This is a genomic window from Glutamicibacter sp. B1 (genome assembly GCF_039602135.1).
GTDB classification, from domain to species: domain Bacteria; phylum Actinomycetota; class Actinomycetes; order Actinomycetales; family Micrococcaceae; genus Glutamicibacter; species Glutamicibacter ectropisis.
In genome coordinates, this window is sequence record NZ_CP125942.1 from 3,187,793 (window position 1) to 3,212,870 (window position 25,078).

The following is a 25,078-nucleotide window of genomic DNA, read 5'->3' on the forward strand; positions in this document are numbered from 1 at the left end:
TTTGTTGACGGCCCTCATGCGGAGCATCGCATCAAGGCCCCTACCGCCATGGCGAGAAAGCCGCTAGGTTGGAAACCACCTTAGAAGCTACAAACCCGTGGCCAGAAGGAGCACCGTACCCATGAACCCTCCTCCCCTCGATCAATGGCAGTGCGCCGGATGCGCCGTGGAATTTCCACCAGGTCCCCAACCCCAGGGACTGTGCCCCATCTGCGCGGATGAACGCCAATATATCCCCGGTGGCACCCAACGTTGGGTGAGAACCCCAGACTTGGTAGCTACCGGGCACGAGCTGACCCTCACTGAGCTTGAACCCGGGCTCACAGCACTCTCCTCCCCGGAAATCGGCATCGGTCAAAGTGCGTTGGTAGTTGAGACCACCGGAGGCAACCTACTCTTTGATGTTCCAGGACTCATCACCGAACAGACCGTTACTTGGCTTGAATCCCGTGGCGGGTTAGCCGGAATCGTGGCGAGCCATCCACATATGTACGGCGTCCAGCAGCAGTACAGCCAAGCCTTCGGTGATATTCCTATTTACGTGGCTCACAAGGATGCCCAATGGGTGCAATATTCTTCTGCGGCGATCACGTGGTGGAGCGAAGACTTTGAAGTGCTCCCCGGGGTGAGGCTGCGGCAATTGGGCGGGCATTTCCCGGGCAGCACCGTTGCTTGTTGGGAATCCGGAGCAGATGGGCGTGGAGTGCTTTTAGCTGGGGACGCTATCTTCCCGGTGGCCGATGGCAACGTGACTTTTCTTCGCAGCTATCCCAACCGCATTCCACTCTCGGCTGGGGTGGTACGACGCATGGCCAGTAGCTTGGAGGATCTGGAGTTTGATCGTCTCTACAATAATTTCGCTGCTTGTATCCGGTCTGATGCTCACCGCATTGTGCAGTTTTCCGCAGAACGCTACGCACGGTGGGTTTCTGGAGAATTCGACCACCTGACCTGAAACCCCAGAAAATAAAACATTCCCATATGGGAATATTTATGCTTTACCCAAAGATGGGTCGCGTTTGGAGAGGAATGATGCCAAGATCATCGCGACTGCTTGCAGAACCACTACGCAGAGCACCACGCTGTCCCAGCCATAGTGCATAAATGGGATACCAATCAGCCATCCCAGCACCGAGGAACCCACGTAGTACAGCAGGTTGTAGAGGCTGGAAGCCTGAGCGCGAGCCTCGGAGGCAAGCACCGGAACCCAACCGCTGGCCACCGCATGGGCTGCGAAGAAGCCTGCGGTAAAGATGAGTAGTCCGATGACAATCACGATGAGATTTCCGGCGAGGGTGAGCGCCAGGCCTACGGCGCTAAATGCGATGCTCAGGCGCAGGGTATTACGACGGCCAATTTTGGCCACCACCTTGCCACTGGCCACCGAGGTATAGGTTCCCGAAAGGTAGGCCAAGAACACCAAGGCTGCCAGCGAGGATGGAATCAGATACGGCGGGGCTTCTAACCGGAAGGCGAGGTAGTTGTAGACCGCGACAAAACCACCCATGAGCAGGAATCCCTGAGCGTAAACCAACATCATTTTCCCGCGCAAAGCTTGTCCAAACTTTGCCGCGATGGCCCGCAGGTTCTGGCCTTTGATGGGCGCGAACCCTTGTGCGGTGGGAGCCTTGATCAAAAAAAACAGCGTGGCTAGCCCAGCCATGATGCTTACCCCCGCGATCCCCCAGCGCCATCCCGCGGGTTCCCCGATAAAGCTGGCGACCAGGCGCCCGGCCAACCCACCCAGGGTGGTTCCCGAAATGTAGGTGCCACTGGCTACTGCAACAGCTTTCGGGCTGACCTCGTCAACCAGGAAAGCCAACGCAGATCCAGGCACCCCGGCCAGCGCAATGCCTTCAAAGAATCGGATGACTACCAGCGACTCAAAATTCGGTGACTGGGTGCTGAGCAATCCGAGGAGGACTGAGGCAATCAAGGCCGCACAGATAACTTTGCGCCGGCCAATTCGGTCCGAAATGATAGCCCACGGAGTCACTGCCAAAGCGAGTCCCAAGGTTGCTGAAGAAACTGCCAGCGCCGCCTGCGATGAGGTGATCTGGAAGTAGTTCGCGATCACCGGCAAGAGCCCCTGCACGGCATAAAGCTGTGAGAAGGTGGCAACACCGCTGGCAAATAGGGCCAGCAGCATTCCTCGATAGGCAGGGGTTTGTGGTTCATGTCCTGCGAAAGGCACTGCTTTAGACTCCTGCAGGGATTAGTGGGTAGAGAAGGTAAACGACCAGAAGCGCGATGGTGTTATTCAGTACGTGCAACATGTAGGAATAGGCCATCGACTTGCCACTGAGAATATAGGCAAGGCCCATCGTGATACCGAGCATGACGTACGGAACTACTTCAAACCACGAACCTATGCCTGCACCGATGAAGTGAATTCCTGCGAAGAGCACGGTGGAAATGGGTAGACATATCCAGACATTGAGTTTGCGTGAGAGCTTGCCAATGAGCAGATGACGGAAGAAATACTCCTCAACAAACGGCCCAAAGAGCGCTGTCACCACCAGCATCACAGGAAGTGGCACTGTCGTTGCCATCCCTTCGAGGGCTGCTTGGTTTTCGCTGGTCACCGCTTGACCGGTAAGACCTGCAATTAACGCATTGACCATGATGGTCAGGATCCAACCACCGGGCAGCATTAGCCACTTCGCCCACGGGTGGTAGCGCATGGTTTTAAAGGAGTCGAAGAACTGAGGCCCACACTGGATCATCGCCAAAACGAAGAACGTGACGTACAGGATGAGGTTGATCCCAAAAAGTGCCTGCTCTTGCGTGGAAAACGCTGTCATGTAGCCCGGGATGAGCGTGATCAGACTGGCCGCTCCACCGATAAAAAAGACCACATAGGCGATGACCGTAAACAGGTCACCTTTGCTGAATTTTCCGGCGTTAAAGACACGTTGCTTAGGCCGTACAGCCATGTATTGAACTGGGTGCTCTGGCCATTGTTGCATGGTACAAGCCTAATGGTCTTAGCTATGTATTTGCCTCAGGCGTGAGCGAGCAGACGCGGATCCGTCTTTATCCCTGATGTATGTGTCTTAGACATACGTCGGGGCTCGGCGGTGAACACCGAGCCATCAGTGTTCACCGCCGAGCCCCGACACAAACAATCTGGGTCTACAAGGTTCAGTGCTTAGTTCCGGTCGAAACCTTCGCGCCCCTTGTCGACAAATGCTGGGAAGAGAACCTTGTAGCTCACTCCCGCAATAGCTGCACCAATAATTGGCGCCAAGATAAACAGCCAGACCTGCCCCAATGCTTCGGGTCCTGCAAACCAGGCAACGCCCAAGGAGCGAGCTGGGTTGACCGAGGTATTGGTAATCGGAATCGATACCAAGTGAATCAGGGTTAGCGAAAGGCCAATGGCCAAAGGCGCAAACCCCTTAGGCGCACGGTCATCGGTGGATCCCAGAATCACATAGAGGAAGATTGCCGTAAGCACGATTTCGGCCACCAACGCTGCAATCAGCGAATAGCCGTCGGGCGAACGGTCACCATATCCGTTGGAAGCGAAGCCAGAATCTACCGCGTTGAATCCATCCTTGCCCGAAGCAACCCAGAACAGCACCGCACCGGCTACCGAGGCAGCAACAACCTGAGTAACGATGTACGGTCCAACATCCTTCCATGGGGTACGCCCGGCAAACGCTGTGCCCAGGGTGACCGCCGGGTTGAAGTGACCTCCAGAAATATGCCCCACTGCGTAGGCCATGATCAGTACCGTCAGGCCGAAGGCCAGAGCGACACCAAGGAATCCAATCCCCATGTTGACGGACTCATCGGCAATGACCTTTGCCGCGAAGATGGCCGAACCACAGCCACCGAAGACCAGCACAAATGTGCCCAAGAATTCTGCCGAAAGTTTTGCGCCAACAGTAGGCACGGATGTATCAGACATGCTTTCTTCCTTCCCTCGATGAAAATGCGAGTTCGCGGCCAGCTTAGGTCTCGCGAAGGTGTGAAGAATAGAGGCTTCATCAATTATTTCGTTATTTCTCGCAAATTATTCTCTTGTCAGAAAGTCCGCCTTCGAACCAGACCTTATCTTGAGAAGGTGGTTGCCTCTGGCGATGTCTCGATCATCCAACGACTCCACTGGAGTATTGCAGTCTTGGCCTCCGCTCAATGATGGCAGCGACGACAATCCCGACGATGACACCAAGCAGATTCCCCATGGCGCAGTCCCACACCATCTGAATGCCAATCACGGGGTTCGCTAACTGAAGCATGAGAATGATCAATGGTGTGAAGAAGCTCAGGGCAAGACCATAGTTCCTAACCATGTAGGCCTCGGTGGGGAACATGAGCAAGATGATGCAACACCCGATGACCAGTTCACTGGGCTCCAGAAGTTGAAGTCCCAATAGCACGGCGATGCCAGCCAGCGTTCCGGCAATTCGATGAGCTCCCCGCTTGATTCGGCCCCGAGCATTACCTGCAGCCAGCGGAACGGCTGCTCCTGCCATCGTCCACTGCAGATGTTCGGCGTGCAGGAAAATACCAATGCTGCCGGCCACGAGGATGACGACTAGATAGGTTACGGCTCTCCGTCCGATATTTGGCCACGGTATCGGCAGGGTCTTTATTCCGTATTCGGCAGCTGGTCCAAAGCGCGCCATTTGTCCCAAGAGAATACTGAACAGTGCCGTGGCAACGAAGGCGACCAACCCGTCTAGGGCAAGGGTTTCACCCACCGGTAGGGTACCTAATGCGCCAAAGGCAAAGAGTGGAAAGAATGCGCCGCCGGGTTTCAACCCGTGATGGTCTGCCACGACTGAACTCAGTACAGCCCAAAATATGCCGCCGGCCAATAGAGTCCATCCGTGCAGTCCCAGTGGTGCCACGGCGATGCCACAGATTCCGGCGCATAGCATCAGCGCCGCTCCCAGCAGCTGATCTTTAAGCCGTTGTAATCTGCGTGGGTCTCGCCCATACATCCCGACAACAGAACCGAAGACGGCATAGGCCAGAAGATCGCTGCGCTCCGTCAGCAACAGTGCGGTGCCTGGAATCCCGAGTCCTAAACCCACCCGAAGTGCCGGTCTGAGTTCCGGGCTGTGCGAGATCAGAAATAGTTGCCAATGGGTTCTTGGCCGTAGCTTGTGTCGAAGAGAGGGCAAGAGGCTCAACGAAAACGGCGAACGTTCGGCCATCACGAGAACCGTGCAGCCTTCGGGTCAACCATGCGTTCCATGACGCTCTCCTCTTTGCTCGGTACAGGGAATCCACCGCCGGGGCGGTTGGGGTTTCTGCACTTAGCTTCGAGGATTTCACTTGATCAGATCAAACAATTAGAACCAATCGATTCATCGGACATGGTTATCATCACTATTCAGAGAGATTTATTCTTGAGGAAAAATCTCAAAAATTAGCCGATTTAACGCTTGAGACATAAGACTTAACGGTTCTTCATCTTCCATGACCAACGAAATTTCCGACGTAACCTTCGGGTCATCTAGCTGGGTCTGCACGATGTCTGGCAGGTCTCCAATCGGCGGTAGCCATTGGCGCGGGACGATACTCGCCCAACGTCCTGTGGCAACATGCGCCAACAAGGTCACGATCGAGTCGCACTCAATTCGCGGCTTTGCTTTCAGCCCGTGCTGCAACAGCGCTTGATCTAGCACTTGCCGCCCACGTAGCGAGGAATCAAGAAGACACAAGGGAAGCTGCAATGCTTGAGTCCACGAGCTCTGTCCCGGGCTGATCTGCATCTGCGGAGAAGTAAGAAGCACATGCTCTTCTGAATACAATCTGAAACTCCGCAGCCCTTCCACATCTTGTGGCTGCGCATATATGAGCCCGGCATCAAGTTCATAGTTGCGGATCTGTCGAACGATCTCGGCCGAATGAAGACTTGCCTGCACCTTGATGTTCACCAGTGGATGTTCTCGGGCGAAAGCATTGGTCAGTGCCACGACAGTTGATGACGCCGCAGGAACCGTGCCTACCCGAAGGGTCCCGGTCAGCCCGGCTTCGTGATGCGAAACTTCCTGTTTCAGTGACTCGTGATCTTTGACGAGTTTCCGTGCCCACTTGAGTACGGTCTGCCCCTCGACGGTGAGCCCTTGAAAGGCATGGCCACGGCGGACCAATGGCACTCCGAGTTCCTTTTCCAGCTTTCTGATTCCTTCGGAGAGCGCAGGCTGAGACACAGCGCATTCCTCGGCTGCGCGAGCAAAGTGTTGCTCGCGTGATAGCGCAATCAGGTATTCCAGCTGTCGAAGCATCATGACTCCATTGCATCACCTTCGCGGTGCACTCTTGCCATCGATGACTCGAAATATTCACCAAAGAGAAAGCCCCGACCCAGGCAGTTGAATCAACTGTCTGGGTCGGGGCCAACCGATAAGTAGAAGCTACTCGGTTTCTTCCTTAGCCTCAGGCGCTGCGTCAGCAACGACCGGCGCACCAGCAGTTACCGAAGGAACTGCCGCGGTATCAGGATTTGCATCCACATCCTCAGCTGGACCAGCGAACTGCGACTGGTACAACCGGTAGTACGCACCCTGGGTCTTGAGCAACTGCTCATGGTTACCCTGTTCCACAATCTTTCCGGCTTCCATCACCAAAATGGTGTCAGCGTCACGGATCGTTGAGAGACGGTGAGCAATCACGAAGCTCGTGCGATCACTGCGCAAGGCAGCCATCGCTTGCTGGACCAACAGTTCGGTACGCGTATCCACCGAGCTGGTCGCTTCATCAAGAATGAGCAAGGATGGGTTGGCCACAAACGCACGTGCAATCGTGATCAACTGCTTCTCACCAGCAGAGACGTTGGTACCTTCTTCATCAATGATGGTGTCGTAGCCATCGGGCAGGGCACGCACAAAGCGGTCCACGAAGGTTGCCTTGGCTGCGGCGATGACTTCCTCATCGGTAGCATCCAGTCGGCCGTAGCGAATGTTCTCCATGATGGTGCCACCAAAGAGCCAAGCATCCTGAAGCACCATGCCCACCTTGGAACGCAGATCAGCGCGCGAAAGCTGGGTGATGTCATGGTTATCCACCATGATCTTCCCGGAGTTCAGCTCGTAGAAGCGCATCACCAGGTTCACTAGCGTGGTCTTACCCGCACCGGTAGGACCGACAATAGCCACGGTATGCCCCGGATCCGCGTCAAAGGACAAGTCCTCAATCAATGGCTTGTCCAAGGTGTAGGAGAAGGAAACATTCTGGAATGACACATGACCATCGGTACGCTCAGGCAAAGTCGCCTGCGCATCTTCCGGATCCTGCTCTTCAGCATCCAAGAGTTCAAAGGTACGCTCTGCCGAAGCCACACCAGACTGCAACATGTTCGCGACACCTGCGATCTGCCCCAAAGGCTGGGTGAACTCACGCGAGTACTGAATGAATGCCGTAGCATCGCCAAGGCTCATTGCACCAGAAGCTACGCGCAAACCACCAACAACGGCGATACCAACGTAGGAAAGGTAAGAAACGAAGTTCATCACTGGCATGATCATGCCGGAAACGAACTGCGCACCGAAGCTTGCCTTGTACAGTTCTTCGTTGCGGGCAGTGAAGCGGTCCACCATGTCATCTTCACGGCCGAAGACCTTCATCAGCTCGTGACCGGAGAAGGACTCTTCAATCTGACCGTTCAGCGCACCGGTGTTCTTCCACTGCGCGGTGAACAACTTCTGCGCCTTTGAACCGATGATGCCAGCAGCCGCACCGGAAAGTGGCAAGGCTACCAGCGCGATGAGCGCCATCTGCCAAGAGACCACGAACATCATGATGACAATTCCGATGACCGTCATGATGGACTGCACCAACTGGCTCAGTGCCTGCTGCAACGCGTTTTGGATGTTGTCCACGTCGTTGGTGACGCGCGAGAGCACATCGCCACGCTGGCGGGTATCAAAGTAGTTCAGTGGCAAGCGGTTGAGCTTAGTTTCAACATCCTTACGCAGGTTGTATACCACGCGCATGACCAGCCTATTGAGCAACCATCCTGAAGCCCACGAGAAGATCGAAGCTACGAAATACATCGAGAGCACAATCAGGATGAACTGAGACAGCTGGGTGAAATCAATGCCCTGACCGGGCACAAAATTCACCTTAGAGAGCATATCGGCCTGAGTACTCTGACCCGATGCACGAAGCTGCTCAATCACCGCCTCAGCAGGGGTGCCGGCTGGGATGTTTTTGCCAATCAAGCCAGCAAAAATGACGTCCATGGCCTTACCCAGAACGCGCGGTGCAACCACCGAGAGCACTACATAAACGGTGATCAACGCGAAGACTAAGACCATTCCCCACTTATATGGGGCCATGAGTCCAACGAGGCGTTTGGCCGATGGCCAGAAGTGCTCAGCCTTACGTGCGGGGGCTCCACCGCTCCAGTCATCTGCACCGGCAGAAACTTCAAACTCGTCAATCTCGGCGAGCTCAGTATCAAGCTGTTCAGGCTGTGTATTTTTCTGCTTCTTTGCCACTTAGGCCACCTCCTCCACGCTCAGCTGGGATGTCACAATTTCTTGGTAGGTCTCCGAGGATTCCAAGAGTTCTTCATGGGTTCCTCGCGCCACGATCTCACCGTGATCCAAGACCAAGATCTGATCAGCATCCGTAATCGTGGAAACGCGCTGTGCCACGATAATCACCGCGGCATCCTTGGTAGGTTCCACCAAGGCCGCACGCAATTTGGCATCGGTACTCACATCGAGTGCCGAGAAGGAATCATCAAAGAGGTACGTCTTAGGCTTGGCCGCCAAGGCGCGCGCGATGCACAGACGTTGACGCTGGCCACCCGAGACGTTGGTACCACCCTGAGAAATCTTCGACTCAAGTTGCCCCTCACGTTCGGAGACAAATCCGTCGGCTTGGGCAATGCGTAGGGCTTCCCAGAGTTCCTCTTCTTCAGCATCCTGAGCACCAAAACGCAGGTTGCTCTCGATGGTTCCAGAGAACAGGTACGGACGCTGCGGAACAGCGGAGATGTTCTGCGAGATCGCTTCACGACCCAATTCCTTCAGCGGGACACCACCAATGAGAATCTCACCCTCGGTGGCGTCGTACAGTCGTGGGATCAAGTTCAGCAAGGTCGTTTTACCGGCACCGGTAGAACCGATAATGGCGGTAGTCTGCCCTGGCTTTGCAGTAAAGGAAATGTTGGAGAGCACTGGTGCTTCTGCACCTGGGTATCCAAAGGTCACGTCCTTGAACTCAACGGTGCCAGGTTCTGGCAACTGGAGCTCACGGTCAGGTGCATCCTGCATGGATGGTTCGCTGTCCAAGACCTCGGAAATACGGTCAGCCGAGACCATAGCGCGAGGAATCATCATGGCCATGAAGGTACCCATCATGACTGCCATCAGAATTTGCAGCATGTACTGCAAGAACGCGGTCAAAGCGCCAACTTCTACCTGACTGTTATCCACGCGGTGACCACCGAACCAGAGCACTGCTGCGGTGGAAAGGTGAAGGATCATCGTGATGGCCGGGAACATCAGCACAAACAGATTTCCAACCTTCACGCCGAGATTGGTCAGCTTCTGGTTGGCATCGTCGTAGCGTTGCGTTTCATGCTCTTCACGGACGAAGGCTCGAACCACGCGGATACCGGTGATCTGCTCACGCAGCACCCCGTTGATGCCATCAATACGTACCTGCATCTCGCGGAACAGTGGCATCAGCTTGATGACTAGCAGGCCAACAACAATCAGCACCAGTGGTACCGATACCCAGACCAGCCAGGAGAGTCCCGGGTCTTCGCGGATGGCCATGACCACACCACCAATGGACATGATCGGAGCGTTGATCATGAAGTTCAACGCCATCAACGTCAACATCTGAATCTGCTGCACGTCGTTGGTACCACGGGTGATCAGGGTGGCGGCACCAAACTTGTTGACGTCCTGAGCAGAGAAGGTGGAGACCTTCTCAAAGACGGATTGGCGGATGTCGCGGCCTACGCTCATGGCGGTTTTGGCGCCAAAGTACACTGCGGCTACCGCGGTGGCCACCTGCACGAGTGCCACGATGAGCATGATTCCGCCGGTGCGCCAGATGTAATTAACATCGGCAGTCACGACGCCTACGTCAATGATTTTGGCGTTCAGGCTGGGAAGGTAAAGCGTGGCCATGGTGGTGGCCAACTGCAAAATGATTACGGCAATAATCCAACCCGTATAGGGTTTGGAGTGTTTCAAGATGAGCTTGAGAAGCATGTGGAAAAATCCTCGCTGGCATCAGGCTCTCCGGCACCAGGCCACTTCGGATTAAGGGCGCGGTGATTGAAGGGCAAATGCCAGTCTAGTTTGATCCACCGACAAGTTGAATCATCCTTGCGATTGATTTTCGCCAACCACTGAACTCACCTGCTGGGCGGCCGGCTCACCGATCCTGTTCGGTGCAGACGCAGAACCGGTTGCCCTGGCTGTCCGTGGCCACGGTGAAGCTCGGGGCGGATTCCCCATCCAGTTCCGCCCCAGCGCCCTTCAGGGCATCGAGCACCGCACCGCTGGCCGAATGCGGAACCCAGAAATCCACGTGCAACCGATTCGGGTTCGGCGTGGAGGTTTCCTGGAACCAGATGGAGGGCAGGCGATGGTTGGGGTCCACCAGGCTGCCATCGCTGGCCTCCTTGTACCCCAGGCCCGCGGCCCACTGGGCACCGATGGCTTTCCGGTCCGCGGTGTCGATCGCGATTTCAACGACCCCGATGAGCTCCGGCTGCGCACTGATGCCCAGCGCCTCGGCCCGCTCGGAGATCTTTGCGGCCAAGGCAATATCCCGGGTGGTGACCCTGCCGCCGGCATCATGGGAGGTCGTGGTCACGAAGATCTTGTTATACCGCCAGTCCACGTCGGGGTGGTGCTGATCCAGCTCGGCGGCCCCGGCGATCTCGCTCAAGAGCTCGATGGATTGCGCTGCCGTGGTGGATTGGTAGACCGCCGAGATGGCTCCGGGCACTTCGCGCCAGTGCGGAAGGTCCTTCAGATACGCGCTGATTTGCTGCTTGTCGAGAACATCCTGGGTACTCATGTTCTATCCCTCCTGGGTCCACACTGGCACTGTGCGCCAGCAAGCTCAAGCATCTGGCCCAAACGCACAGGATGTCCCGCTACGCGCCATCGTCAGCTTGCTGGCAATACTGGCTTTCCGCTGCGGTCGCGCTGAACTACCCGAAGCCGGCGCAGGCCCCTGGGCCCGGGGCGGCCCGTTGCCCTCAGGGCTGTTCCGGGTCGATGCCCTCCGCTGGTTCGGCGGCCGTCGCCTCGTCTGTGGCCAGCACCGCGGTGTCGTTCTCCTCGATGATCTGCTCCGCCCCGTGCAGCGGATCCTCGGCGTCCAATGCCGAGGGTTCATCCGAGGAGCCTTCGACCGGCTGCCCATCGCGCCCATCGAGCGGCTCATCGACGTCCAGATCCTGGCGTACCTCGTCGAATTCCGAATTATTCAAGGTCATGCGGTTCCCCATTTCGTTGGCCTGGCGTGCTGATGCGGTGGTCGCCGGGGCGGGGAGTCCGCCCCGGCGCCCGGCTACAGGTGCTCGTCGTCCAAGCCCGGATCGTATTGGTCCTCAATCGAATCATCCAGCTCGGGATCGGCACCGTTCACCGGTTGCGTGGGCTGCGGCGGCTGGACAGGCTGCCCGTCGCCGTTATCGACGTCCGTGCCCGAGTCGCCCTCGCCACCGGACAGATGCTCGTCGTCGGGCTGGCCCGCCGGCCAGGTCTTCTCCACTACGTCCTTGTCCGGGTCATTGATCCGGTCGGTGGCGTGGGAGATGAGGTCTTTGGCTTTGTCCAAGATTCCCATGATCTTCTTCCTTTCCGTGGTGGGGCTACGGCAACAACCCGCGATCGACTGGCCGCGCTACATTCCGTTCGCATCCGTGCCGCCGGCACGGTGATCGATGCTGCTCCGGCCGCGGATCATCCGGTACAGGCCATAGAGGAACACCAGTGCGCCCCAGCCCACCACGATCCATAGCGGACCGGAGGTGCTGTCCGGTGCTGCCAGCACCGCGTAAATAGCGAATCCCACTGCCAGGAGCCCGCCGACGACCATAAGCCATAGTCCCGGACGGTGGCCGCTCTTCCCTGCCTGATTTTCCTGCATGCCAGTTCCTTTCACGCGTTCTTCGGCTTATCCCGCATCAAAGCGGTCCTCATCTTCATCTGTTGGTGGATCCGCGGCGTCGTTGATCTTTCCGCGGCGGACTTCTTGCTCTTGACGCTGTTCACGATCCTCAGGCTCAGCGTCGTCTCGTTCGGCCATGTCCCTGCCTTTCGACCGGTGGGTGGTTCAGGAGTTGCGCAGTGCCTTGATCACTTCCGCTTTGCGCATTTTCGATCGGCCTTCGATGCCAACCTCCTTGGCTCGTTCTTGAAGCTCCTGCACGGTCCAGTCTTCGTAATCGCCGGATTTCCCGCCCCGCTGGCCGACGGCCGAACGCCCATCGCGGGCCGCGGCATTGGCGATGCGTGCGGACTTCTGCTTGGAGTTGCCTTCCTCGCGCAGCTCCTCATACAGTTCCTCGTCCTTGATGCGGCTCTGCGAATTGCTGGCCATGCTTCTCCTCCTCGCCCTGGGTTGGATCTCCACCTTAGGCAGTATGCCGCCCGATTGATAGCAGACCCCCAAGTCTTTGCGCCAAATCCCAGACTCGGTCCCTAGCACGATTCCCGGAACCCGGCAGGAAGCTGAATTAACGCCGGATGCAAGCTGGCCATTCACGCTAAAACCCCGGTTGCGTGTTCAGTTGCTATCCGGGCGGCGGAACACTGGGCAACGACGGACGCCATCAGCCCAGGCACCCGGGCGTCCCATCGCCAGTTCAGGAGGAAGCACATGTCCGAGCACCTATCGCAGGATACGCAACGCGCAGGCAAGGAACGCATCAGCCCGCCGGAACAACGCCAGCCCGAACCCGGGCTGGACCAGAAGCTGGAACCGCGCGCCGATCACGGCGAACGCAGCTACCGCGGCCGTGACCGGCTGACCGGGAAGCGGGCCTTGATCACCGGTGGCGATTCGGGCATCGGGGCGGCGGTGGCCATCGCCTTCGCCCGCGAGGGGGCCGACGTGGCCTTGGCCTATCTGCCCGCGGAGGAACCCGACGCCATCCGGATTGCGTCCATCCTGGACGAGGCCGGGGTCCAGGTGCAGCATCTGCCCGGAGACCTGCGGGAGCGCTCCTACCGCGACTCCCTGGTGGACCAGGCGGCCAAGGCCCTGGGCGGGCTGGACATCCTGGTGAACAATGCCGGGAAGCAGGTCAGCGTCCCGTCGCTGGAGCAGCTGCGCGACGAGCAGATCGAGGCGACCTTCGACGTGAACATCTTCGCCATGTTCGCGCTGAGCCGGGCGGCCTTGAAGGTGCTGCCCGAGGGCGGATCGATCATCAACACCACCTCAATCCAGGCCTTTGATCCCTCGGATCACCTGATGGATTATGCGGCCACCAAGGGCGCGATCAGCAACTTCACCAAGTCGCTGGCCAGCCAGGCGGCGAGGCGCGGCATCAGGGTCAACGCCGTGGCGCCCGGCCCCATCTGGACTCCGCTGCAGCCCTCGGATGGCCAGCCAATCGAGGCGCTGCCGGAGTTCGGCCACGATACCTGGCTGGGCCGTGCCGGGCAGCCGGTGGAAGTCTCCCCCGCCTATGTATTCCTGGCCAGTGACGAGGCGTCCTATATTCTCGGATCCACGGTGCACGTGAACGGGGGCAAGAACCAGCCCTAGAACCTGGGCTCAGTCCGACTCGTCCCCGCCGGTGGTGATGTTCAAGTCCATGTTGCGGCGCTCATACTCGCGCTGGCTGAAGGTGGCCCGCTGCACTTCTGCGACATCGTCGAAACTGGAACCGATGGCGCCGCCCATGGTACCCAGCGAGGAGGCCAGCCAGGCCAGGTTCACGTAGTCGGAGAAATTGACCTCGTGGCGCAGCTGGTAGGCCAGGTACTGCTGATCGATCACGATCAGCGAGGCGCCCAGCAGGGCCAGGAACATCAGCAGGTACATCGCGGCGGCGGCGTATCCCACGGTCAAGACGGTGGCGGCGTTGTAGACGAGCAGGCGTTCGCGCCGCCGCCCGCCCTTGGGGCTTTCCCACAGGCGGTTATGCAGCAGCAGCCAGAGCGTGAGGATGGTGATGCTGGCGAGGGTAATCAGCGACAGCCGGTGCACGGACAGGTAGTCGGCCATGGACCAGATGCTGGTGTAGAACACGCCGAAGGCGCCGGTGGCCACGGCGCCGGCCATCGCCGAGGTGAGCCTCGGGACCAGCTTCCACGGCCGATTGCTGCGCACCATTCCGGCGATGAGCAGCAGCCGGCCGCGCAGCCCGGTGATGCTCGAGATCCGGTCCTTCCCGCTCTCGGGATCGCGGCCGCTGTGGTGCACACTCAGGGCACGCCCCCACGGCGTGAGCGGGCCGGCAGGCTGGCGGCCGGTGGCTAGTTCGCCAATCACCTCGACCAGGGCTGTGGCCACCGCGCGGGTCCGGGCCAGGCCCAGGCTGGGCAGGGACAGCACGGCCGAAGCGGCGTCGGCGGCGATCACCGAACGCACCGGCTGTTGCCGGAGATAGTGCGGGGCATCGGTGAGGTAGATGATGTAGTCCCAGCCGTGCTTTTCGCGTAATTGCGGCACCTTGTCCCGCAGATCCACGGTGCCCGTCTCGCCCAGCGGCAGCGAGAACGGGGCGACGCGCACATCCCAGGCGCCGGCGCCCGGATGCGCCTTGCCCAGGGCTCGTTCAACCCGCGGGGCCACCCGTTGGGCGATGGCATCGGCGGTGCCGGGGTCGGCTATCAGTCCGACCACACTGGCCGGGGATTCTGGCAGGTTCATTCTTCCACCCTAGGAAGTGATCCGGGCCGCCGCAGGCCGCTCCAGCAACCTTGCAGGAAAGTTGGCGTGGAGCCTAGCGGCCTCATCGCCCTGGGCTTAGAATGAAAATAAAATCCCGCAATACGAAAGTTGGAGATCATGTCCGAGTCCACCCCCGCCCTCGCGCCTGGCGATGCCGCGCCAGCCTTCAGCCTCGACGACGCGCACCGCAAGACCGTCTCGCTGGCTGACTATGCAGGACAGAGCGTCATTGTCTACTTCTACCCAAAGGCCGCCACCCCCGGCTGCACTACCGAGGCCTGCGACTTCCGCGACAACCTGGGCTCGCTGCAGGCGGCCGGATACGCGGTGCTGGGCATCTCCCCCGATGCCCCCGACGCGCTGGCCAGCTTCGCCGACGACGAATCCCTGAACTTCCCGCTGCTCTCGGACCCGGACAATGCCGTGGCCAAGGCCTACGGTTCCTTCGGCGAAAAGACGGTCGGCGAGAAGACCTTTACCGGCACCCTGCGCTCCACCGCGGTGATTGATCCGCAGGGAAAGATTTCCCAGATTGAATACGCGGTTCAGGCCAAGGGCCACGTCGCGCACCTGCGGAAGTCGCTCGGCCTCTAGGGCGAAGAACCGACGTCCACGCGGCGCTCCGGTGAAGCAAGGATGTCCTGCACTTCACCTGAGCGCCGCCGCTCATCGCCCGATCTAGCGTCCGGCGATTTTCACCAGCTTGCGGTTGATAAATTCATCCATGCCAAACTTGCCCAGTTCACGGCCGATGCCAGAACGCTTCACGCCACCAAATGGCAACTCAGGTGAGGTGGAGGATGGCTCATTGATAGCCACCATGCCACTGCTCAGCTGGGCGGCGATACGTTGTGCGCGCTCGGTGTCCTGAGTGTGGATGGAGGCTCCCAAACCGTAGTCCGAATTATTTGCCAGCTCTACTGCTTGTTCCTCGCCGTCTACCTTGTACAAAACGGCAACTGGGCCAAAGAGCTCTTCGGAGAAGGCACGCATTTTCTCGGTGACCCCAGCTAATACCGTTGGTTCATAGAACGCGCCCGGACCATCAATTGGCTTGCCACCGGTCAGTACCGTCGCTCCCTTATCGATGGCATCCTGTACCTGCTCGGCTAATCCGTCGCGAGCTGCCACCGAGGATAGTGGGCCCACGAAGTTCTCTTCCACCGTTGGGTCTCCGACCTTGATGCCGGAAACCTGCTCAACCAGTGCAGAAGAGAAGTCTTCATACACCGAGGAATCCACGATGAATCGCTTGGCCGCGTTGCAGGCCTGACCGGTATTGCCATAACGTGCACGCAGTCCCAGCTTGGCGGTGCGATTAATGTCCGCGTCGTCAAAGACTAAGAATGGATCGGAGCCGCCCAGCTCCAGCACGACCTTCTTCAGGTTGCGTCCGGCAATCTCGGCCACAGCCGAACCTGCACGCTCGGAACCGGTCAGCGAAACACCCTGGACCCGGCGGTCAGCAATGATGTCGGCAACCTGATCATTGGTGGCATAGATATTCACGTAGGCACCTTCTGGGGCACCAGCCTCGCGGAAGATCTCTTCCATGGCGGCAGCCGATTCAGGGCACTGCGGTGCGTGCTTGAGCAGAACCGTGTTGCCGTTCATCAGATTTGGAGCGGCAAAGCGGGCCACCTGGTAGTAAGGGAAGTTCCACGGCATGATACCCAACAGCACACCCACGGATTCCTTGCGCACCAGCGCCGTGCCGCCGGAGGCGATTTCCAGCTCCTCGTCCTCCAGGTACTTCGGGCCGTTCTTGGCGTAGTAGCGGTAGATTGCCGCCACGATGCCGATTTCGCCCAGCGCCTGCTTGATGGGCTTGCCCATTTCGCGGGTGATGATCGCGGCCAGTTCCTCGGCTCGTGCCTCATAGATGTCGGCCACGCTCTCAAGCAGGGCGACGCGCTCCTCCAGCGCGGAGACCAACCACTGGGTGTAGGCGTTGTGCGCCTTGGCCATGGCTTCCTGGATCTGCTCATCGGTGGCGGTCGGGTAGGTTGCCTCGACGACGCCGGTGGCAGGGTTGGTTACCGCATACATGCTCATGCCGCTCCTTGGATTTCGCATCGATTAGTGTCCACAGCCCAGTCTGCCAGCAATGCCTGGGCGTTTGGCAAGCAGATGCCGCCAGATGACCAGTATTCATTGCAGGAATGATTCAGCTGTACTCAGCCGAGTCCGTGTCGGGCACTGCCGTCACCCTCACACAGGCAAGCCCAAGGTTTCTGCCACTGTCTTGACGAGGGAAAACATGATTCAGTGCCCGAAATTTCCGACCCACGACGCAGGTTGGAACCGTGCATGGATCTAATTAGCTAAGCTAACTACCTGACTAGCGCATCGAAAGGGAAGCACTCAAATGAACCACTCGCCACCGCCAGTCCAGCTCATGTGGTTCCGCGATGACCTGCGCACCGCAGATAATCCCGCACTAACCTCCGCCTTATCCGCAGGACCAGTGATCGCAGTATTCATTCTTGACGAGGATTCCCCGGGCATTCGCCCGTTGGGTGGTGCGGCCAAGTGGTGGCTGCACCAAGGGTTGAAAAGCCTACAGGCGTCGCTGGTGGAACTAGGCATTCCGCTTGTCCTGTCTAAAGGTTCAGCGGACGAGAAAATCCCGGCTTTGGCCAAGCAAACCAAGGCCGGGGCTGTTCACTGGAACCGCCGTTATGGTCAACCGGAACGCGAGGTGGATACCCAAGCCAAAACCGCACTACGCGACCTCGGACTCGAAGCTCACAGCTATCCCGGCACGCTATTGCACGAACCGTGGGAACTGATGACCAAGAACGAAACCGGTTACAAGGTCTTCACACCTTTCTACAATGCCCTGCGCGACAGCACCATCAGGCCGCCGCTCCCAGCACCTGCAGCCCAAGATCACGTCACCGAATCGGCAATCCCCTCCGGTCTCGAACTGGAAGAACTCGAACTGCTGCCGGCAACAATGGATTGGACTGCAGGATTGGCAGAGCGGTGGGAACCCGGCGAAGTGCCTGCGCGCCAACGGCTCGAAGAGGTCCTGGAATCAATCGCCGAAGACTATCCGGTTCACCATGACCGGCCCGATCTGGACGGAACTTCCGCCCTGTCTCCTGCGCTGCGTTGGGGGCATCTGGGCGCCCACGAGATGTGGGATGCTCTGGGCCGGCTTGCCGCTGAGAATCCCAAAGCAGCCGAAGGGGCCACCGCAATGCGGCGCCAGCTGGCCTGGCGAGACTTCTGCTGGCACCTGTACTACCATCACCCGCACCTGCCGGAGCGGAACCTTCGCGCAGAGTTCGACCACTTCGACTGGGCATGGCCGGAGGACGATCCGCAAACTGCGGGCCACGTCGCCGCTTGGCAGCGCGGTAAGACGGGCTTTCGCCTGGTCGACGCGGGCATGCAGCAGCTCTGGCAGACCGGATGGATGCACAACCGGGTGCGCATGGTTGCAGCCAGCCTGCTGGTCAAGAACCTGCAGGTGCATTGGAAGGTCGGCGAGCGCTGGTTCTGGGACACCTTGGTGGATGCGGACATTGCCTGCAATACCGCCAATTGGCAGTGGGTTGCTGGCAGCGGCGCGGACGCTGCTCCGTATTTCAGGGTCTTCAATCCGGAATTGCAGGCCAAGAAATTCGACCCGCAAGGAAGCTATGCCTCCCGATTCGCACCGGTGGCCGCGGAGCCAATCGTGGATCTGAAGCAATCGCGGCGCGAGGCATTGGACGCCTATGAGCAGATGAAACTCCGAGGGGATGCAAGCTGAAGAACTCCTTCCCGGCCTAAGCGCGCTGGCACGTTCCGGGCCAACTGGACAGGGCAGCTGCGGCACCTGAGGTAAGTGAAGCTACGGCCGGCGTCCAATGGATAAATCATTCCAGCGTTCGGCTGCAATCGGGGATCGCGTCGCCAGATACTTCAGCAGCGCTACGCCTCGGTCCCTCACATTTGCCGAGGAACCAGCCAGCAGGAAGATGAAGCCATCGGCTCCACGATAATCGTTCCCGTGCCGCTCGTTACCCTGACCCGCTGCCTGTCTGCGGCTTCGCTTGCGCCCAATGCCTGCAAATAAGTCCAGCCAAGACCAATCCGTTTGCCATGTTCCTCCGAAGAACCATTACAGGGCTCCTCCCGGAACCCGCAGAACTCGACGCGGAACAGAATCCGTGTCCCAGGAAGGACTGATTGCCATGCGCACTTCGCCTAACCGCTTGCTCGCAACAATTTTCGGAGCCGTGTATCTCCTAGTCGGCCTGCTCGGATTCCTTGTCACTGCCGGCGTGGATTTCTTCGCCACAGAGGGCGGGAAGTTGATCATCTTCGAGGTCAACCCACTGCACAATGTCATCCACCTGGCTATCGGCGCAGCACTGCTTATTGCAGGGCTCGGATCCGTACGTGCTGCCAAGCTCGCCAACACCACGGTGGGCGCCGTCTATCTCCTCGTTGGCATTTTGGGGCTCTTCTTGGCTTCTACAGCATTGAACATTATTGCCCTGAACGGTGCAGATAACGTCCTGCATCTGGCCAGCGCACTTGTCCTGCTGTCGGTCGGCCTGTCCCAGGACCGGACTCCAGCAGCCCATACTGCACGGTCATGAATTCCCCCGAGGCGACGGCCCCTGCCACCGAACCTCACATGCAAGGGCGAGATGCAACTGCGGGCTCCGTTGCCTTCGGCGGCCTATACGCCGGGATCGCTGGTCTAGGAGTCGCGGCGCTGGCCGCGGCTTCCTCCGCCAGCTTGGCATCGACGTTCGGGATCGGGTCCGCCCCGGCACCATGGTGGGCGTGGCTCGGCGCGATAGCATCCGCGGTGTGGGCAGGCATGGCGCTGGTCTACGCCGTGGCCAGCCTGTTGAAGGCAGCGGCCCCTGCCGTGAATCTCGCCGTCCCTTGCCTGGTGCTCGTCTCCTCCGTGCATTTGGCCAGCATTCTTGCCGGCCTTTGGGGGTTCCCGGAGGGAGCGAAGAATCTGGATCTCACCATTGGTTCCTTGCTGCTGCTTGAGCTGTCGGTGCTGTCGGTCTTCATGTGGCAGCGCAAGCGGCGGAAGAACCTTCCGCACCGGGCAGTGCGGTCCAGCAGCCTAGTTGTCCTCGGAGGCATGTTTGCCAGTTCAGTTGCGGTTGCGGCGGTTGCCAGTTTGGGGTTGGCAGCCTCGTCCGCCGGAGAACTGGCGGTACCTCATTCCGAACACGGCATTCATCATTCGGGAGACATCGACCCGGGAATCATTCAAAAGATGAAACAGGCAGAACACCACCACTAGCCGCAGCCCGGGGGCCAGTGCCAGGTATCCGGCTGGCCCCCATAGCCGAGGATTGCTGGCTAGGCCCGCGGATCAACGATGATCTTCACGTGTTCCTCGTTGTTGTTGATCAGCTGGTCAAAGCCTTCGGAAATAAGCTCATCAAGTCCGATGCGCCCGGTGATGAACGGTGCCAGATCCAGCTTGCCGCTTTGCACCAATGCAATGGTGTCCGGATGGTCATTGGCGTAGCCAATGGTGCCTCGCAGGTCGATTTCCTTCAGCACCAGCTTGGGCATGTCCACTTCAGGCTTATGCCCCCAGATCGAGACGTTGACGATCACCCCGCCGGGAGCCACCGCGTCCAGGAGCATGTCCAGCACCGCCGGGACCGAGGAGCACTCGAATCCGGCATCCGCACCACGGCCACCGGTAGCTTCGCGCACCTTCTCGGCCACGTCCCCGTCCCTCGGGTCGAAGACCTCGTCGGCCACCCCGGTTTCCCGCGCCTTGGCCTTGCGGGCCTCGGAGAGCTCCGAGATGTAGACCGTCAGCCCCTTGGCCTTGAGCACCGCTGCGGTCAGCAGTCCGATCGGGCCGGCCCCGCCCACGATGGCCACCTGCCCGGCTTGGGCGCCCGAGCGGACGAAGGCGTGGTGGGCCACGGACAGCGGCTCGATCAGCGCGGCTTCATCCAGTGGGATCTTGCCGATGGGATGCACCCAGCGGCGTTCCACGACGATTTTCTCCGATAGCCCGCCGCCGCGGCCGCCCAGGCCGATGAAGTTCATGTCCCGGGAAAGCTGGTACTGCTGGCCTTCGCCGGTGTCCACATCCTCGTGGATGATGTAGGGTTCCACCACGACGTTCTCGCCGACTTCGAGGCCGGTGACGCCCTCGCCCAGGGCGGTAATGGTTCCGGAGAACTCATGGCCCATGGTCACCGGCGCACTCTCCCCCGAGATCGGGTGCGGATGCCCGGCCGGCGGGATGAAGATCGGGCCCTCCAGGTACTCGTGCAGATCGGTGCCGCAGATGCCGCACCAGGCAACATCGATGGCCACCGTTCCGGGCTTCAGCACCGGCTCATCGATGTCTTCGATCCGGATGTCCTTCTGGTCGTAGTACCGTGCTGCTCGCATGGCTCCCCCTCGAATCTTCCTGCCTGTTCCCGACCGGCCCAATGCCGATCGGTGCTTCCAGCACCCAAGCTACTGCGGCCGCCAGGATTTGAGAACCGTTGCAAAAGGTTTCACCCGATGGCCTCAGCAAGCCATCCAGTCAATGCCCAGCCAGCAACGCACGGCCTGGTTAGCGGCGCACAATGGACTATGGACATCATGTCGGCGGCGCAGCGTTCGCGGCTCATGTCGCGCATTTCCAGCAAGAACACCGGGCCGGAACTGGCCTTGCGCCGATTCCTGCATGCCGCCGGGTACCGTTACCGCGTGCACGGCATCCTGCCTGCACAGCAAGTTGCCCAGCTGCACTCTTTGCATCCCGGGATCCCGTTGCGGGGCGGGAAGCTCCCCGGTTCCCCGGACCTCGTCTTCAGTGCCCGGCGCAAGGCGATCTTCGTCAACGGCTGCTTCTGGCACGGCCACGACTGCCCGGTGGGCCAGCGCCGCCCCGCATCCAATACGGGATATTGGAATCCCAAGCTGGATGCCAATATCGCCCGGGACCAGCGCAACCTCGATAACCTGGCCGCGCTTGGCTGGGAATCGCTGACGCTCTGGGAGTGCGAGCTGAAAACCATGGATGACGTCCTGCGCAGGGCAGCAAGCTTCCTCGGCCCCGTCCGCATCGCACAGCGCGGCGCCACCGCGCAGGATCCGCCCCAGGGCACCGGCGTTGGCTAAGATCGGAGAGTCCACCCTGCCGATATCGAGGCCGCCGCTAGCGGTTAGCCGAACCAACACGTTCCCCGAGGTCCATGAAATCCAGCACCCCCCGCTTCGAAGTCCCGGTGCTCCTGGGAACACAGACGCTGTTCAATATCGGTTTCTACGCTGTGGTTCCTTTCCTTGCTGTAGTGCTAGCCAACGACTTCCTGCTAGCAGGTACCGCGGTGGGCCTGATCCTGGGTGTCCGGACCTTCGCCCAGCAAGGGCTCTTCCTGGCCGGAGGCAGCCTGGCCGATCGCTTCGGCGCCCGGCGCATGATTCTCATTGGTTGCGCGGTACGCGCCGCGGGGTTCTCCACACTGGCGGCCTCGCTGTCCGTAGGCGACCCGCAGCTCTGGCTATTTATCCTCGGCACATTGCTCACGGGATTCGGCGGAGCGCTCTTCTCCCCTGGCCTGAGCATCCTGGTGGGCGCGGCCCAGACCGCGCGCGACAGGTGCCAGGCCACAGGAGCCAAACGGGCCTCCCTGTTTGCCTGGCTGAGCATTACCGGAGAGATCGGCGCCGTGACAGGACCGCTGGTCGGGGCTGCACTGTGGGGCTGGGGGTTCGCAACAGTTGCACGCTTCGGGGCGCTGTTCTTCATCGCCATCGGATTGTTCCTCGCTGCAGCCTTGCGCCGTCCCGCCCCGGACAGTTATTCGCGCGATCGCTCGGAAAGCCCGGAACAGCCGAAGCACCAGCCCGGCAGCCTGCGGCGCTGCCTTGCGGACCGGAAGTTCGTGGCGTTCTGCGCCTTGCATGCCTCGGACTTGCTGGCATACAACCAGCTCTATTTGGCCATCCCCCTGGAATTGCGACGCACTGGCATGCCCACCCAGTGGCTGGGACTGGTATTCGCTTGGATCTCTGTACTGACCTTGGGCTTGCAATTGCCCGTCGCCTGGATCGCTGCACGGATCGGCACGGCGGCGACCCTGCGTTGCGGGTACTTCTCGAGCGTTTTGGGAATTGGCGTGCTGGCGTTCCTCCCGGCCTCTGCCTTCGGCGAGCAGACTGGTCCGATCCGCATTCTGTGCGCGGTCACTCTGCTGGCTTTGGGGCATATGAGCGTGCATCCCACGGCCTTGTCGTTGGTTCCAAAATTCGCCGGGCACCGCGCCACTGGATCCTACTTCGGCCTGCTCGCCAGCTGCGGCGGCCTGGCTGTGCTGGTGGGGAACATGCTGGTCGGGTGGCTGCTGGCGCAGGCCGGCCAGGATCTCATCCCCGGCTTCCTGCCTTGGCTTTTCCTCATGCTCCCCTTGGGCCTTGCTGCTTGGCTCGCCGCATTACTCGTGCGACGCTCAGGTGTCCTTGCCCAGGGTGCATGAACTGCGACACATGACGCTTAATCTGCGAAAAATTTCCATACGGCACCCCAACTTTGCACTACTCAGCTTCAACTCTTACAGAACGCTGCACGGGTGCTTTCCTTCCGGTTTTCAAGCGGGGTAATTATCAGCAAGACAAGGCCGCTAATTAGGGTACGCTTACCAAGGCACTATTGCATTAGATGCCAATCCATCACGTAATGCCGAAGGATTTCCATGAAACTTGGACGATTGAGCGCGGCCGCAGGATTCGCGGCCCTTGCCCTCGCGCTGGCCGCCTGCAGCTCCACCTCCGCCAGCTCCGCTCCGGAGAAAGCAGCGGACCCGGAGGCCCGGGTAGTCGTGGCCAACTTCCGTGCCCCGGTCTCCAATTGGGCGCTGGAAAGCGACGACGCCTACGTGCTCTCCATCGCCGGCTGCCTGGAAACCCTGGCCAAATACGACCAGGGAACCAAAACCGTCGAACCGATGCTCGCTACCTCCTGGAAGCAGTCCTCGGACACCGAATGGGACTTCGAGCTGCGCAAGAACGTGGAATTCCAAGATGGCACCATCATGGATGCCAAAGCCGTAGCCGCTTCACTCAACCATGTGCTCAAGGCGACCGCACCGGCCCGTGCGGTGAACCCCAAGACCATCAAGAAGGTTGAAGCCCTCGACGCTGATACCGTGCGGGTCACCACCCCCGGCGCGGATCCGCTGCTGCCCTACCGCATGGCCAGCGTGAACGCAGGTGTGCTCTCCCCTGCCGCGTACACCGGCAAGGGCATCGATCCGATGAATCATTGCACCGGGCCTTTCGCCCCGGTCTCCGAAAAGCCGGGCAGTCCCTGACCTTGGACCGCAATGAGAATTACTGGGACGGCGAAGTGAAGCTGGCTGGCGGAGAAATCCGCTACATCACCGAAGGCGCCACCCGTGCCACCCAGGTGCAGACCGGCGAAGCGGACATCTCGATGTCCATCCCGGCCACCAGCCTGGCTACCCTGGAGGCCGATGAGAAGATAAGCGTGCTCAAGGCCGATTCGCCTCGCACCTCGACCCTGTACCTGAACAACTCGCGAGCTCCATTCGACAACCCGGAGCTGCGCAAGGCCGCCACCATGGCCTTGGACCTGCCGGCCATGGCCGCGAGCATCTACGAAGGTGCAGCGCAGCCTGCCACCGGCCCCTTTGCCCCGAGCGAGCCATGGGCCAACCCGGATCTGGGTGTCCCACAGGTGAACATCGAGGAAGCCAAGAAGTTGGTTGAGGCTTCGGGCTACAAGCAAGAGAAGCCGTTGGAGATCATTGCCATCACCGAGCGCGCTGAGTTCGCCGGGGTAGGCGCCATCATCCAGGAACAGTTCAAGCAGATCGGCTTGCAGGCCAACGTAGTGACCAAGTCCTACGGCGCCGCGGAGCCCGATGTGCTGGCCGGCAAGTACGACATGATCCTCAGCCAGCGCAACCGGATGATCGACATCGCTGATCCGATCGGCTTCCTGCAGTCCGACTACACCTGCGAGGGAGGCTACAACCTGAGCCACTACTGCAACAAGGACTACGACAAGCTGATCAACCAGGCATTGGTGGAAAAGGAAGAAACCAAGCGCCACGATCTCTACCGCCAGGCCGGAGACATCCTGGCCGAGGACGCCGTGAACGTCTGGCTGGTCAATGAGCAGGCCATCGACGGCGTTGGCTCCAAGGTCCAGGGCTACGTCCAGGATCCGCTGACCCGTTACGTGATGACCAAGGACCTGGCGAAGACCAAGTAA

24 protein-coding genes and 1 pseudogene are annotated in these 25,078 nt (G+C 59.8%); 9 read left to right on the plus strand and 16 right to left on the minus strand.

Going from position 1 to position 25,078, the window contains the following annotated elements; genetic code table 11:
- The first annotated feature begins 121 nt into the window (after nucleotides 1–121).
- The gene (locus tag QMQ05_RS14965; protein ID WP_345471309.1) at nucleotides 122–955 is read left to right on the plus strand and encodes an MBL fold metallo-hydrolase; all 834 of its coding nucleotides are present in this window, start codon (nucleotides 122–124) and stop codon (nucleotides 953–955) included.
- A gap of 36 nt (nucleotides 956–991) precedes the next feature.
- On the opposite strand, the gene QMQ05_RS14970 is transcribed toward QMQ05_RS14965, so the two are convergent.
- The 13 genes from QMQ05_RS14970 to QMQ05_RS15030 form a co-directional block, all read right to left on the minus strand.
- A complete protein-coding gene (locus QMQ05_RS14970) occupies nucleotides 992–2,194 on the minus strand; it encodes an MFS transporter (protein WP_345471311.1) in 1,203 nt (400 codons plus the stop codon).
- Nucleotides 2,195–2,198: 4 nt separating this feature from the next.
- Complete coding sequence (locus QMQ05_RS14975) at nucleotides 2,199–2,969, minus strand: CPBP family intramembrane glutamic endopeptidase (RefSeq protein WP_334122394.1); 771 nt, start codon at nucleotides 2,967–2,969, stop codon at nucleotides 2,199–2,201.
- A gap of 182 nt (nucleotides 2,970–3,151) precedes the next feature.
- Nucleotides 3,152–3,916 carry an aquaporin Z gene (aqpZ, locus tag QMQ05_RS14980; protein ID WP_334122393.1) on the minus strand — a complete coding sequence of 255 codons (765 nt, stop codon included), beginning with the start codon at nucleotides 3,914–3,916 and terminating at the stop codon, nucleotides 3,152–3,154.
- A 181-nt stretch (nucleotides 3,917–4,097) separates the two neighbouring features.
- A complete protein-coding gene (locus tag QMQ05_RS14985; protein ID WP_345471313.1) occupies nucleotides 4,098–5,048 on the minus strand; it encodes an FUSC family protein in 951 nt (316 codons plus the stop codon).
- A gap of 312 nt (nucleotides 5,049–5,360) precedes the next feature.
- Nucleotides 5,361–6,251, minus strand: coding sequence for a LysR family transcriptional regulator (locus QMQ05_RS14990; protein WP_345471314.1), 891 nt, complete (start codon nucleotides 6,249–6,251; stop codon nucleotides 5,361–5,363).
- 126 nt (nucleotides 6,252–6,377) lie between these two features.
- A complete protein-coding gene (locus QMQ05_RS14995) occupies nucleotides 6,378–8,462 on the minus strand; it encodes an ABC transporter ATP-binding protein (RefSeq protein ID WP_434063155.1) in 2,085 nt (694 codons plus the stop codon).
- Nucleotides 8,463–10,196 carry an ABC transporter ATP-binding protein gene (locus QMQ05_RS15000; protein WP_345471315.1) on the minus strand — a complete coding sequence of 578 codons (1,734 nt, stop codon included), beginning with the start codon at nucleotides 10,194–10,196 and terminating at the stop codon, nucleotides 8,463–8,465.
- A 166-nt stretch (nucleotides 10,197–10,362) separates the two neighbouring features.
- The gene (locus QMQ05_RS15005; protein WP_345471317.1) at nucleotides 10,363–11,013 is read right to left on the minus strand and encodes a 4a-hydroxytetrahydrobiopterin dehydratase; all 651 of its coding nucleotides are present in this window, start codon (nucleotides 11,011–11,013) and stop codon (nucleotides 10,363–10,365) included.
- A gap of 184 nt (nucleotides 11,014–11,197) precedes the next feature.
- Complete coding sequence (locus QMQ05_RS15010; RefSeq protein ID WP_345471319.1) at nucleotides 11,198–11,437, minus strand: hypothetical protein; 240 nt, start codon at nucleotides 11,435–11,437, stop codon at nucleotides 11,198–11,200.
- A 74-nt stretch (nucleotides 11,438–11,511) separates the two neighbouring features.
- Nucleotides 11,512–11,790, minus strand: coding sequence for a hypothetical protein (locus QMQ05_RS15015; protein WP_345471321.1), 279 nt, complete (start codon nucleotides 11,788–11,790; stop codon nucleotides 11,512–11,514).
- A 57-nt stretch (nucleotides 11,791–11,847) separates the two neighbouring features.
- Entirely contained in the window at nucleotides 11,848–12,108 is a 261-nt protein-coding gene (locus QMQ05_RS15020) for a hypothetical protein (RefSeq protein WP_141686315.1), read from the minus strand.
- Between the two features lie 12 nt (nucleotides 12,109–12,120).
- On the minus strand, nucleotides 12,121–12,252 hold the full coding sequence (locus QMQ05_RS15025; RefSeq protein WP_256123557.1) for a hypothetical protein: 132 nt from the start codon (nucleotides 12,250–12,252) through the stop codon (nucleotides 12,121–12,123).
- 27 nt (nucleotides 12,253–12,279) lie between these two features.
- On the minus strand, nucleotides 12,280–12,546 hold the full coding sequence (locus QMQ05_RS15030) for a DUF7218 family protein (protein ID WP_058255734.1): 267 nt from the start codon (nucleotides 12,544–12,546) through the stop codon (nucleotides 12,280–12,282).
- 279 nt (nucleotides 12,547–12,825) lie between these two features.
- On the opposite strand from QMQ05_RS15030, the gene QMQ05_RS15035 reads away from it, so the two are divergent.
- Nucleotides 12,826–13,719: an SDR family oxidoreductase gene (locus QMQ05_RS15035; protein WP_345471325.1), complete on the plus strand. Its 894-nt coding sequence runs from the start codon at nucleotides 12,826–12,828 to the stop codon at nucleotides 13,717–13,719.
- A gap of 9 nt (nucleotides 13,720–13,728) precedes the next feature.
- On the opposite strand, the gene QMQ05_RS15040 is transcribed toward QMQ05_RS15035, so the two are convergent.
- Nucleotides 13,729–14,829 (minus strand): hypothetical protein, encoded by a 1,101-nt coding sequence (locus tag QMQ05_RS15040; RefSeq protein ID WP_345471326.1) that lies wholly within the window; start codon nucleotides 14,827–14,829, stop codon nucleotides 13,729–13,731.
- 138 nt (nucleotides 14,830–14,967) lie between these two features.
- On the opposite strand from QMQ05_RS15040, the gene bcp reads away from it, so the two are divergent.
- Nucleotides 14,968–15,444: a thioredoxin-dependent thiol peroxidase gene (bcp, locus tag QMQ05_RS15045; protein ID WP_345471328.1), complete on the plus strand. Its 477-nt coding sequence runs from the start codon at nucleotides 14,968–14,970 to the stop codon at nucleotides 15,442–15,444.
- 84 nt (nucleotides 15,445–15,528) lie between these two features.
- On the opposite strand, the gene QMQ05_RS15050 is transcribed toward bcp, so the two are convergent.
- Nucleotides 15,529–16,905: an NAD-dependent succinate-semialdehyde dehydrogenase gene (locus tag QMQ05_RS15050; RefSeq protein ID WP_345471330.1), complete on the minus strand. Its 1,377-nt coding sequence runs from the start codon at nucleotides 16,903–16,905 to the stop codon at nucleotides 15,529–15,531.
- A 313-nt stretch (nucleotides 16,906–17,218) separates the two neighbouring features.
- Here QMQ05_RS15050 and QMQ05_RS15055 point away from each other — a divergent pair, with 313 nt between their 5' ends.
- The 3 genes from QMQ05_RS15055 (at nucleotide 17,219) to QMQ05_RS15065 (ending at nucleotide 20,119) form a co-directional block, all read left to right on the plus strand.
- Entirely contained in the window at nucleotides 17,219–18,613 is a 1,395-nt protein-coding gene (locus QMQ05_RS15055; protein WP_345471332.1) for a cryptochrome/photolyase family protein, read from the plus strand.
- Nucleotides 18,614–19,037: 424 nt separating this feature from the next.
- Nucleotides 19,038–19,448 (plus strand): DUF4383 domain-containing protein, encoded by a 411-nt coding sequence (locus tag QMQ05_RS15060; RefSeq protein WP_038993038.1) that lies wholly within the window; start codon nucleotides 19,038–19,040, stop codon nucleotides 19,446–19,448.
- Nucleotides 19,445–20,119: a hypothetical protein gene (locus tag QMQ05_RS15065; RefSeq protein ID WP_345471334.1), complete on the plus strand. Its 675-nt coding sequence runs from the start codon at nucleotides 19,445–19,447 to the stop codon at nucleotides 20,117–20,119. The genes QMQ05_RS15060 and QMQ05_RS15065 overlap by 4 nt, the downstream gene beginning before the upstream one ends.
- Nucleotides 20,120–20,178: 59 nt before the next feature.
- Here QMQ05_RS15065 and QMQ05_RS15070 read toward each other — a convergent pair whose 3' ends face one another.
- The gene (locus QMQ05_RS15070) at nucleotides 20,179–21,240 is read right to left on the minus strand and encodes a 2,3-butanediol dehydrogenase (RefSeq protein WP_254591109.1); all 1,062 of its coding nucleotides are present in this window, start codon (nucleotides 21,238–21,240) and stop codon (nucleotides 20,179–20,181) included.
- Nucleotides 21,241–21,357: 117 nt separating this feature from the next.
- On the opposite strand from QMQ05_RS15070, the gene QMQ05_RS15075 reads away from it, so the two are divergent.
- From QMQ05_RS15075 to QMQ05_RS15085, 3 genes and pseudogenes are all read left to right on the plus strand, one after another.
- The gene (locus QMQ05_RS15075) at nucleotides 21,358–21,960 is read left to right on the plus strand and encodes a very short patch repair endonuclease (protein ID WP_345471336.1); all 603 of its coding nucleotides are present in this window, start codon (nucleotides 21,358–21,360) and stop codon (nucleotides 21,958–21,960) included.
- A 74-nt stretch (nucleotides 21,961–22,034) separates the two neighbouring features.
- Nucleotides 22,035–23,318, plus strand: a complete 1,284-nt coding sequence (locus tag QMQ05_RS15080; RefSeq protein ID WP_345471338.1) for an MFS transporter — start codon at nucleotides 22,035–22,037, stop codon at nucleotides 23,316–23,318.
- A gap of 468 nt (nucleotides 23,319–23,786) precedes the next feature.
- A pseudogene (locus QMQ05_RS15085) lies at nucleotides 23,787–25,078 on the plus strand (ABC transporter substrate-binding protein).

What these genes read in the sequence shown, in the direction of transcription:
- QMQ05_RS14965 (WP_345471309.1), top strand. Translation starts at nt 122, where the DNA reads ATGAACCCTCCTCCCCTCGATCAATGGCAGTGCGCCGGATGCGCCGTG.
- QMQ05_RS14975 (WP_334122394.1), bottom strand. Translation starts at nt 2,969, where the DNA reads ATGCAACAATGGCCAGAGCACCCAGTTCAATACATGGCTGTACGGCCT.
- aqpZ (WP_334122393.1), bottom strand. Translation starts at nt 3,916, where the DNA reads ATGTCTGATACATCCGTGCCTACTGTTGGCGCAAAACTTTCGGCAGAA.
- QMQ05_RS14990 (WP_345471314.1), bottom strand. Translation starts at nt 6,251, where the DNA reads ATGATGCTTCGACAGCTGGAATACCTGATTGCGCTATCACGCGAGCAA.
- QMQ05_RS15000 (WP_345471315.1), bottom strand. Translation starts at nt 10,196, where the DNA reads ATGCTTCTCAAGCTCATCTTGAAACACTCCAAACCCTATACGGGTTGG.
- QMQ05_RS15005 (WP_345471317.1), bottom strand. Translation starts at nt 11,013, where the DNA reads ATGAGTACCCAGGATGTTCTCGACAAGCAGCAAATCAGCGCGTATCTG.
- QMQ05_RS15010 (WP_345471319.1), bottom strand. Translation starts at nt 11,437, where the DNA reads ATGACCTTGAATAATTCGGAATTCGACGAGGTACGCCAGGATCTGGAC.
- QMQ05_RS15015 (WP_345471321.1), bottom strand. Translation starts at nt 11,790, where the DNA reads ATGGGAATCTTGGACAAAGCCAAAGACCTCATCTCCCACGCCACCGAC.
- QMQ05_RS15025 (WP_256123557.1), bottom strand. Translation starts at nt 12,252, where the DNA reads ATGGCCGAACGAGACGACGCTGAGCCTGAGGATCGTGAACAGCGTCAA.
- QMQ05_RS15030 (WP_058255734.1), bottom strand. Translation starts at nt 12,546, where the DNA reads ATGGCCAGCAATTCGCAGAGCCGCATCAAGGACGAGGAACTGTATGAG.
- QMQ05_RS15035 (WP_345471325.1), top strand. Translation starts at nt 12,826, where the DNA reads ATGTCCGAGCACCTATCGCAGGATACGCAACGCGCAGGCAAGGAACGC.
- QMQ05_RS15040 (WP_345471326.1), bottom strand. Translation starts at nt 14,829, where the DNA reads ATGAACCTGCCAGAATCCCCGGCCAGTGTGGTCGGACTGATAGCCGAC.
- bcp (WP_345471328.1), top strand. Translation starts at nt 14,968, where the DNA reads ATGTCCGAGTCCACCCCCGCCCTCGCGCCTGGCGATGCCGCGCCAGCC.
- QMQ05_RS15050 (WP_345471330.1), bottom strand. Translation starts at nt 16,905, where the DNA reads ATGAGCATGTATGCGGTAACCAACCCTGCCACCGGCGTCGTCGAGGCA.
- QMQ05_RS15055 (WP_345471332.1), top strand. Translation starts at nt 17,219, where the DNA reads ATGAACCACTCGCCACCGCCAGTCCAGCTCATGTGGTTCCGCGATGAC.
- QMQ05_RS15060 (WP_038993038.1), top strand. Translation starts at nt 19,038, where the DNA reads ATGCGCACTTCGCCTAACCGCTTGCTCGCAACAATTTTCGGAGCCGTG.
- QMQ05_RS15065 (WP_345471334.1), top strand. Translation starts at nt 19,445, where the DNA reads ATGAATTCCCCCGAGGCGACGGCCCCTGCCACCGAACCTCACATGCAA.
- QMQ05_RS15070 (WP_254591109.1), bottom strand. Translation starts at nt 21,240, where the DNA reads ATGCGAGCAGCACGGTACTACGACCAGAAGGACATCCGGATCGAAGAC.
- QMQ05_RS15075 (WP_345471336.1), top strand. Translation starts at nt 21,358, where the DNA reads ATGGCCTCAGCAAGCCATCCAGTCAATGCCCAGCCAGCAACGCACGGC.
- QMQ05_RS15080 (WP_345471338.1), top strand. Translation starts at nt 22,035, where the DNA reads ATGAAATCCAGCACCCCCCGCTTCGAAGTCCCGGTGCTCCTGGGAACA.